The 6848-nt window shown below is 67.5% G+C and carries 8 protein-coding genes and 1 pseudogene; 3 read left to right on the top strand and 6 right to left on the bottom strand.

Features of this window, described 5'->3' with window-relative positions; genetic code table 11:
• The 3 genes from AB0C76_RS32085 to AB0C76_RS32075 all read left to right on the top strand — a co-directional run.
• Positions 1-226, top strand: a 226-nt coding sequence (locus AB0C76_RS32085; protein ID WP_359972327.1) for a hypothetical protein, incomplete at its 5' end; no start/stop codon positions are given.
• 11 nt (positions 227-237) lie between these two features.
• Entirely contained in the window at positions 238-843 is a 606-nt protein-coding gene (locus AB0C76_RS32080; protein WP_359972325.1) for a hypothetical protein, read from the top strand.
• 50 nt (positions 844-893) lie between these two features.
• The gene (locus tag AB0C76_RS32075) at positions 894-1382 is read left to right on the top strand and encodes a hypothetical protein (protein ID WP_359972323.1); all 489 of its coding nucleotides are present in this window, start codon (positions 894-896) and stop codon (positions 1380-1382) included.
• A gap of 200 nt (positions 1383-1582) precedes the next feature.
• Here the strand turns inward: AB0C76_RS32075 and AB0C76_RS32070 are convergent, their stop codons facing one another.
• The 6 genes and pseudogenes from AB0C76_RS32070 to AB0C76_RS32045 all read right to left on the bottom strand — a co-directional run bounded on the left by AB0C76_RS32070 (position 1583) and on the right by AB0C76_RS32045 (position 6841).
• Entirely contained in the window at positions 1583-3085 is a 1503-nt protein-coding gene (locus AB0C76_RS32070) for a recombinase family protein (protein WP_359972321.1), read from the bottom strand.
• 21 nt (positions 3086-3106) lie between these two features.
• Positions 3107-3751 (bottom strand): annotated as a pseudogene (locus AB0C76_RS32065) (ABC transporter permease); the annotation flags it as partial.
• Positions 3711-4571, bottom strand: a complete 861-nt coding sequence (locus tag AB0C76_RS32060; RefSeq protein ID WP_359972319.1) for an ATP-binding cassette domain-containing protein — start codon at positions 4569-4571, stop codon at positions 3711-3713. The gene AB0C76_RS32060 and the pseudogene AB0C76_RS32065, both read right to left, overlap by 41 nt.
• On the bottom strand, positions 4568-4972 hold the full coding sequence (locus tag AB0C76_RS32055; RefSeq protein WP_359972337.1) for a MarR family transcriptional regulator: 405 nt from the start codon (positions 4970-4972) through the stop codon (positions 4568-4570). Before AB0C76_RS32055 ends, AB0C76_RS32060 begins: the two co-directional genes overlap by 4 nt.
• A 353-nt stretch (positions 4973-5325) precedes the next feature.
• Positions 5326-6378 carry an NAD-dependent epimerase/dehydratase family protein gene (locus AB0C76_RS32050; RefSeq protein ID WP_359972317.1) on the bottom strand — a complete coding sequence of 351 codons (1053 nt, stop codon included), beginning with the start codon at positions 6376-6378 and terminating at the stop codon, positions 5326-5328.
• 10 nt (positions 6379-6388) lie between these two features.
• Positions 6389-6841 (bottom strand): flavin reductase family protein, encoded by a 453-nt coding sequence (locus tag AB0C76_RS32045; RefSeq protein ID WP_359972335.1) that lies wholly within the window; start codon positions 6839-6841, stop codon positions 6389-6391.
• Between the last annotated feature and the right edge of the window lie 7 nt (positions 6842-6848).

Raw genomic sequence — 6848 nt, 5'->3', positions numbered from 1 at the left:
CCTCGAAGCGGACGACTGCCTCCAGCCGGATCCGCTCGCGCGCGGCCCTCTCGGCGTCGGTCAAGCCGCCGCCCTGCGCGTATCTCACAAATCAGGCCTACCGAAGCCGTCCGGCGCCTGTCAGGCGAACGGCCCCGACATCACCCGATCAAGTTCAGTAGAAGTACAAGAAATCGAAAATTCCAGCACATCTAACATCAGGACTGTCAATCTACAGCTTCGCTAGGAGAGGTTTCGGTGGACTGGAGTGTTTTGCTTGGTGGGATATTCGGTCTCATGGCAGCCAGTCTTGGGGCATGGCTCGCCTATGCCTTTGGTGAACGCCGAACTGCAAGAGACCGCGCCGAAGCAGCCGAGAATCAGCGGAAGCAGGAGTGGGATCTTGGCCGACGCGAGGCTGCGATAGTTCTCGCCCAGGCCTCCGCACTTTTGGAAGAGAGTCAGCCAGCATTCTTTTACCTCTGGAGCCAAAAGAACGAGCGCGTGCGGGAACTTCGAGGAAGATGGGAGACCTTACGGGCCAACCTCTACCACCTGGCCTCACTTCCACTGTTTGGCGAACTTTCAATTGCCATCGATGGACTTGCGCAGGGAATAGCCGAATCGGTCAATTATGCCACCAGGGATTTTACGGGCTACGGACTTCAAGGCGAGGATTACCTGAAGGAACGATTCGACGAAGCACTGAAGCCATGGAAATCCATTCGATCCGAGTTGGACCTGGAGGATGTATTGCGCGATCCAGTATGGGGCCACGACGTGGAAACCGAGAAATACAGGCGTCGAAATCTGGAAAAAATCACGGCAGAATTTGGCGAGAACCTGTCAGTGGAGCGGAAATGAATCTGACTCACCATTCGGAGATTTCTACCGAACAGCGTCGGCTAGTACACTTGTATGACCTCGCCATTGAGCGAACCAGGGATTTACATGCAGATGTCTGGAATGGGGTCAGATTTTTCACTGGCCTACAGGTAGTAATTTTGACAGCCGTTGGCGCTCTTGCAGGAAGTAGATCCGGCGGGTCGACGCATACTGCGACCCAGCTGGCATTGCTGAGTATCGCAACAGGATTCAGCCTCCTCGGGCTATATGCACTCAGGGGGCACAGAAGGTACTATCTGGAGGCGCTTAGGGTAAAGACTGTACTGGAGGAAGAGCTGCAGCTATATAGCCACCAACACAAAAGGGTGCACCACAGCTTGGCACTGCCATGGTCCGTTACAGACAATCGCAATCAGCTACTGGAAGACCCTGAGGCCTGGAAATCCAGGATGGTTTTTCGATTCGGCACTATCACTGCCGCACTTTTTATAGCATATGTCGGATTCATTATCCTCGATATGGCCGTCCTGGCCATCACGGCGACAGGAACCGTTTAGGCTCTATCCAGCCTATATACGACCTCTCAACCGGAAGAATCCGGCTCACGCAAGGCTCAACGTTCGGAGCGCGTAGCTTAAGCACTGACTATGGCCGAAATAGTCGCCTCGATCGTCAACCGGCCATCTGGAGGCGGGAAATCCCTGCTCAACCATAGGTCGAACAGGGATACGGAAATCCGTCGGGCGACTGAGTATATTCAGAGAATGGGGTTCGGCTCGATCTCCACCCGCCCGTAGTCAAAAGTCCGACCACGAAGGCTCGAAGCATCGATGATCACTGCCGAGAACAGGAAGCGCATGACCGCGTTCATGCGCTGGTGATCCTTGGCAGCTTCAAGCGCCTTCCAACTCTGTTCGGCGTGAGGGCCGACCAGCCCTTCGAGCACTTCGACCGCCGGCCGAATGATCAATTTCTTCTGCACGGCTGCGATGCGGTCCTCAACGGTCTTGCGCATGGCTCGGTACTCGCGCGTTGACAGTTCCCGGGACTCCCACATCTCCTTGAGTTCGCTCAGCTCCTGGCGATCGGCCTCGATAGCCGCCGCGTCGGTCGCGGACAGGACCGCCGGCGCGGAGCTGCCCGTCACTTCCAACCGTTCGAGGATCTTGATGGCAGCATCCCTCACGAAGCTCTCCAAGGTGGGAGCAGACACAGTCCGGCCGCAAGAGGCGGAATCCGTGCGCTGGCTGCGCCCACAGAGATACCTCCCGTCGGAGCCTGCCATCCGGACCGCGCACCGCTTGCAGATCACCACGCCGCGCAGGAGATAGAACCGGTCCTCCGCATCCTCCTTCCCAGGCTCGACAGGAGCCCGGTAGGACCGCCGGTCCCGTACCTCCTCCCAGAGTCCTCGCGCGATGATCGCAGGCCACTCTCCGTCTCCGATCTCCTCGCCCCGGAACATTCGGATCCCCGCTACGTGCGGGTTGTCCAGCAACGCCCGAACGGTCTGCGGGTTCCACTCCTTGCCGAGTGCGGTTCGCTTCTCTCGCCTGTTCAGGTCGTTGGCGATCTTCTGGGGCGTGTCGCCTTCCAAGTACCTGGAGAACACCTCTCGAACGATGATCGCCTCATCGCGAACGATCTCCATGCCGTTGGGGGTGTAGCCGTACCGGCGCTTGCCGCCATGCGGCAGACCGTCGCGGGCGCGGTCAACCGTGGCGTCCAGCAGTCGACGTGAGGTGTCGTCACTGGACCGGCACGAGTGGGCTACTTCGATGCGCAGGAAGAACCGGTCGTCAGGGTCGGCGAGATTCCGCCGGTTCGCCTGCCCGTGCAACGTGATGTCGTGCTCGTCGGAGATGTGCAAGAGCTCTTCGAGATCATGCGGCTGCCGCATGAGTCGGTCGGGGTGGTACGTGATGATGTGTCGAACGCGCCCCGATCGGACGGCTTCGAGAAGACCGTCCCATCCGGGCCGCTTGCGGTTGCGCTTCCACGCCGACCGGTTGTTGTCCACGAACACGAGATCGCTGGAGACCAGGACGCCCAGGCGTTCCGCGATGTCCCGGCAGATGCGCTCCTGGCGGTCTACGCCGGTCTGGTCGTCGTCGCTCGCATGCGAGATCCGGCAGTACAGCGCGGCTGGCTCTCCAGTCCAGTCGACGCGGGAATGCCCTCGCTGGCGAGGCACGACGAACTTCGCCAGTCGGCGCGCTCGTTCGGGCTGACGGCCTGTCTGCTGCTCCCCTTCATCCATGTAAATAGGTTACGGGCACGGCATGGCCTGGCCGATGCCCATCAGACGGTCGCGGGTCAGGACGATGCCCGCGATGGCCATCGACAGGCACGAGAAGAACGCGGAACCGAGCAGCACCGCGACCACGACCCCGAGCAGGCGCAGCGGGTTCCACGTCATCGCGACGCCGAGCGCGGCCGCGATCAGGACGACCACGACGGCCTGGAGCACCGCCTTCACCCCGGCGGCGAAGGCCTTTCCGGTGACCAGGGCGGCCCGCGGGGTCGGGGTGACCAGGAGCTTGGTGAGGACTCCGGAGTCCCGCTCCCAGATGATCATGATGCCGTAGAAGATCGCGATGAACATCGCGGACTGGGCGATGATGCCCGGCGCGAGGTAGTCCAGGTAAGGGATCCCGCCGGTCGGGATGGCCTTCAGGCGGGTGAAGGTCTCGCCGAAGATCAGGAGCCAGAGCGCGGGCTGGATCGCCCGGGTGTAGAGCTCGGTGCGGTCGTGGCGCAGCTTCTGCAGCTCGACCGTGCACATCGCGACCACCCGGGCCGGCACCAGCCGCCAGCCGGTGCGGGCGCGCGGGGGAACGAGCAGCAGGCCGAGGTCGGCGCCGGCGGGGGCCGGCCCTGCGGGTTCAGCCGACGCGGCCGGCTGTGCGGCGGGTACGACGGACATCGCTGAAGTCTCCTTCCGCGTTGTCGGAGCGGGTGAGGTCGCGGCCCGCGAAGTGGCGGAACACGTCGTCGAGGGTGGGGGCGGGCTGCGCCGGGTCCTGCTCGCGGACCTGGGCCTTGAGCTCCTCAGGGGTGCCGAGGGCGCGGATGCGGCCGCGGTCCATGAGGGCGATGCGGTCGCAGTGGCGCTCCGCCTCGTCCATGTAGTGGGTGGTGACCAGGACGGTCATGCCGGTGGCGCGGCGGACGGCGTCCACCCGCTCCCAGACGCCGGTGCGGGCGATCGGGTCCAGGCCGATCGTCGGCTCGTCCAGGACCAGCAGGCGCGGGGCGCTGACCAGGGCCTGGGCGAGTTCCAGGCGGCGCACCATGCCGCCGGAGTAGGTGCCGGCCATGCGGTCGGCGGCGTCGGTGAGGTCGACGGCGGCCAGCGCCTGGGCGACCCGCGCGGCGCGCTCGGAGCGCGGCACGTCGAAGACGCGGGCGAACAGGGCGACGTTCTCCCGCCCGGTCAGCCCCGACTCGGCGGACAGCTGCTGCGGCACGTAGCCGAGCGTGCGGCGCACCTCCATGCGCCGCTTGGCCGCGTCGTTGCCGAAGACCCGCACCATGCCGGAGCTCACCGGGAGCAGTGTGGTGATCGCGCGGATCGTCGTGGTCTTGCCCGCGCCGTTGGGGCCGAGCAGGCCGAACACCTCGCCGGTGTGCACGGTGAGGTCGATGCCGTCGACGGCCTTGGTCGCGTGGGCCTTTCGTCGACCGTGGTGGAACGTGTACTCCAGGCCACGGCACACGACCGCGTCGTCCTGTGCAGTGGTCATCGCCCGTCCTCCCCCGGCAGGGTGCGCAGGCCCTCGGCGACGCCGCGCAGGGCAGGCAGCGCGGCGGCCAGCGCCGCCCGGTCCGTGGCGGGCAGGCCCGTCACGAGGTGCTCCATGAGCTCCGTGCGACGGGCCCGCCAGGCGGCAAGGCGTTCGACGGCTTCGTCGGTCACGTACAGCAGGGCGGCGCGGCGGTCGGCCGGGTCCACCTCGCGGCGCAGGAGGCCCAGGCCGACGAGCTGGTTGACCAGCGTCGAGACCGAGTTGCCGGCCAGGCTGAGCTCCTTGGCCGCGTCGGACACCCGCATCCCGGGGGCGTGGGTGACCAGGCGGAGGAGTTCGACCTGGGCGCCGCGCAGGCGCGGTTCGGTGAGGCCGTCGCGCAGGCGGCGGCGGACCATGCGCTGGATGCCGACGAGGAGGGTGGAGAACTCGTCGGCCAGCGCGGCGTCGAGGGGGTCGAGGGGCCCGGCCTCCAGTGGTTCCACGGCTTCCGCACTCACGCCCCCATTTTAGCTCTCAGTGAGAGCTATCTGTCGAGTGCGCGTCTCGGCTTCAGCTCCCGCAGGTGCTGGCCGTGGCAGGCAGGGCACCGGTCAGGAGGTGGGCCCGAGCACGCGCTTCGGCAGCGGCGGTCTGGTGTCCACGGTCATCCGATCGTCCCCCTCGGCTTCGATGCCGAAGGTCCTCGGCACGCTTCCTCGCCCTCCGCCCGGGCGGGCGGATGCTTTCGGTGGATCCTGCCACGGAGGACCTAACCGGGCTCGGTCCGGTGGACGTCGAGTGCCCGGCCCGCCTGGTGCGCCGTCAGCAGGCCGCGGTCGTGGAGCCAGCGGATGGTGTCCGTCATCGTCTCGGTCATCGGGCGTGGGGCCAGGCCCCCGGTGCTCGCGGTGGCGGCCACCGGGCGGGCGTGGGCGCAGGTGTAGATGGCGCCGTACTCGGCCGGGATGTGCCAGGGCCACAGGCGCTGGGCGGCCGTCGCGAGGGCGCCGACGGGGAGCATCGGGGCGGCAGGGAGGTGGAGGGCGGGGAGGGAACGACCGGTGACCTCGCGGAGGGTGCGCAGGTAGGTGCGGGTCGGGAGGTGGCGGCCGGGGGCGAAGTGGCGGTTGTCGACGGGGGTTTCGGCGATCGGGTGGGTGGTGAGCAGGTCGGCGTGCAGGCGGGCGGTGTCCCGGACGTCGCCGACCGGGAAGCCGCCGAGCGGCCACAGGGGCATCAGGCCGCGCAGGGTGTTGCGCAGCCGGGTGTTCTGGTCGCCGGGCCCGGGGTCGTGCGGGCCGAGGAGCGCGGGCGGGTAGGCGATGAGGACCGGGGCGCCGTCGGTCTGGTGGCGGCGGGCGATGCGCTCGGCGGCGGCCTTGCTCGCCATGTAGGCCTCACGCGGCCGCCCGACGGGTGTGTCCGCGTGCAGCGGGCCGGCCCCGGCGGGCAGGAGGGCGACGACGCTGGAGACGTGGACGATGCGGGCGGCGCCGGCCCTGCGCGCGGCACCGAGGACGAGCTCGGTGCCGCGCGCGTTGGTGGCGCGCATCGCCGCGTGGTGGCGGCTGTCGAAGGAGTAGACGGATGCGGCGTGCAGGACCGCGTCCGCGCCCGCCACCGCCCGGCGGACGTCGCGCTCGACGGTGACGTCGCCCGCCACCACGCCGACGGCGGACGGGTCGACGGCGAGCGAGGCCAGGCCGCGCTCGGCCGCGCCCGGGTCGCGGGCGAGGATCCGCACCCGGTGGCCGCGGCGGACGAGCTCCGCGACGGAGTGGACGCCGACGAACCCGGTGCCGCCGGTCACGCACACCAACATCCCTGTCTCCTCAGCTCGTCCGGTGGAAGCCGCCGCCGTAGAACAGCAGCGCCCGCTCGTCGGGGGTCCGGTCGGTCGCGAGCACCTCGCCGAGGAAGATGGAGTGGTCGCCGCCCTCGTAGACCTCGGCGAGCTTGCACTCCAGCCAGGCGAGCGAACCGGCCAGCAGCGGCGCGCCCGTGAACGGGCCCGGCCGCCAGTCGACCTCGCGGAACTGGGCGGCCCCCAGCGGGCGGCCCCGGTCGGCGAAGTAGCGGGCCAGGCCCTCCTGTTCGGCGCTCAGCACGGAGACCGCGAAGGAGCGGACGGCGGTGATGGCCTCGTGCATGACCGCCGTGCGGGACACGCAGCACAGGACCATCGGCGGCTCCAGCGACACCGAGGTGAAGGAGTTCGCGGTCATCCCGTGCACGCTGCCGCCGCCCGTGGTGAGGACGGTGACGCCGGTCGCGAAGCCGGCCATGGTGGCG

This window comes from Kitasatospora sp. NPDC048722 (assembly GCF_040650235.1).
Classification (GTDB): Bacteria; Actinomycetota; Actinomycetes; order Streptomycetales; family Streptomycetaceae; genus Kitasatospora.
This window is presented reverse-complemented; position numbering and strand designations above follow the sequence as displayed.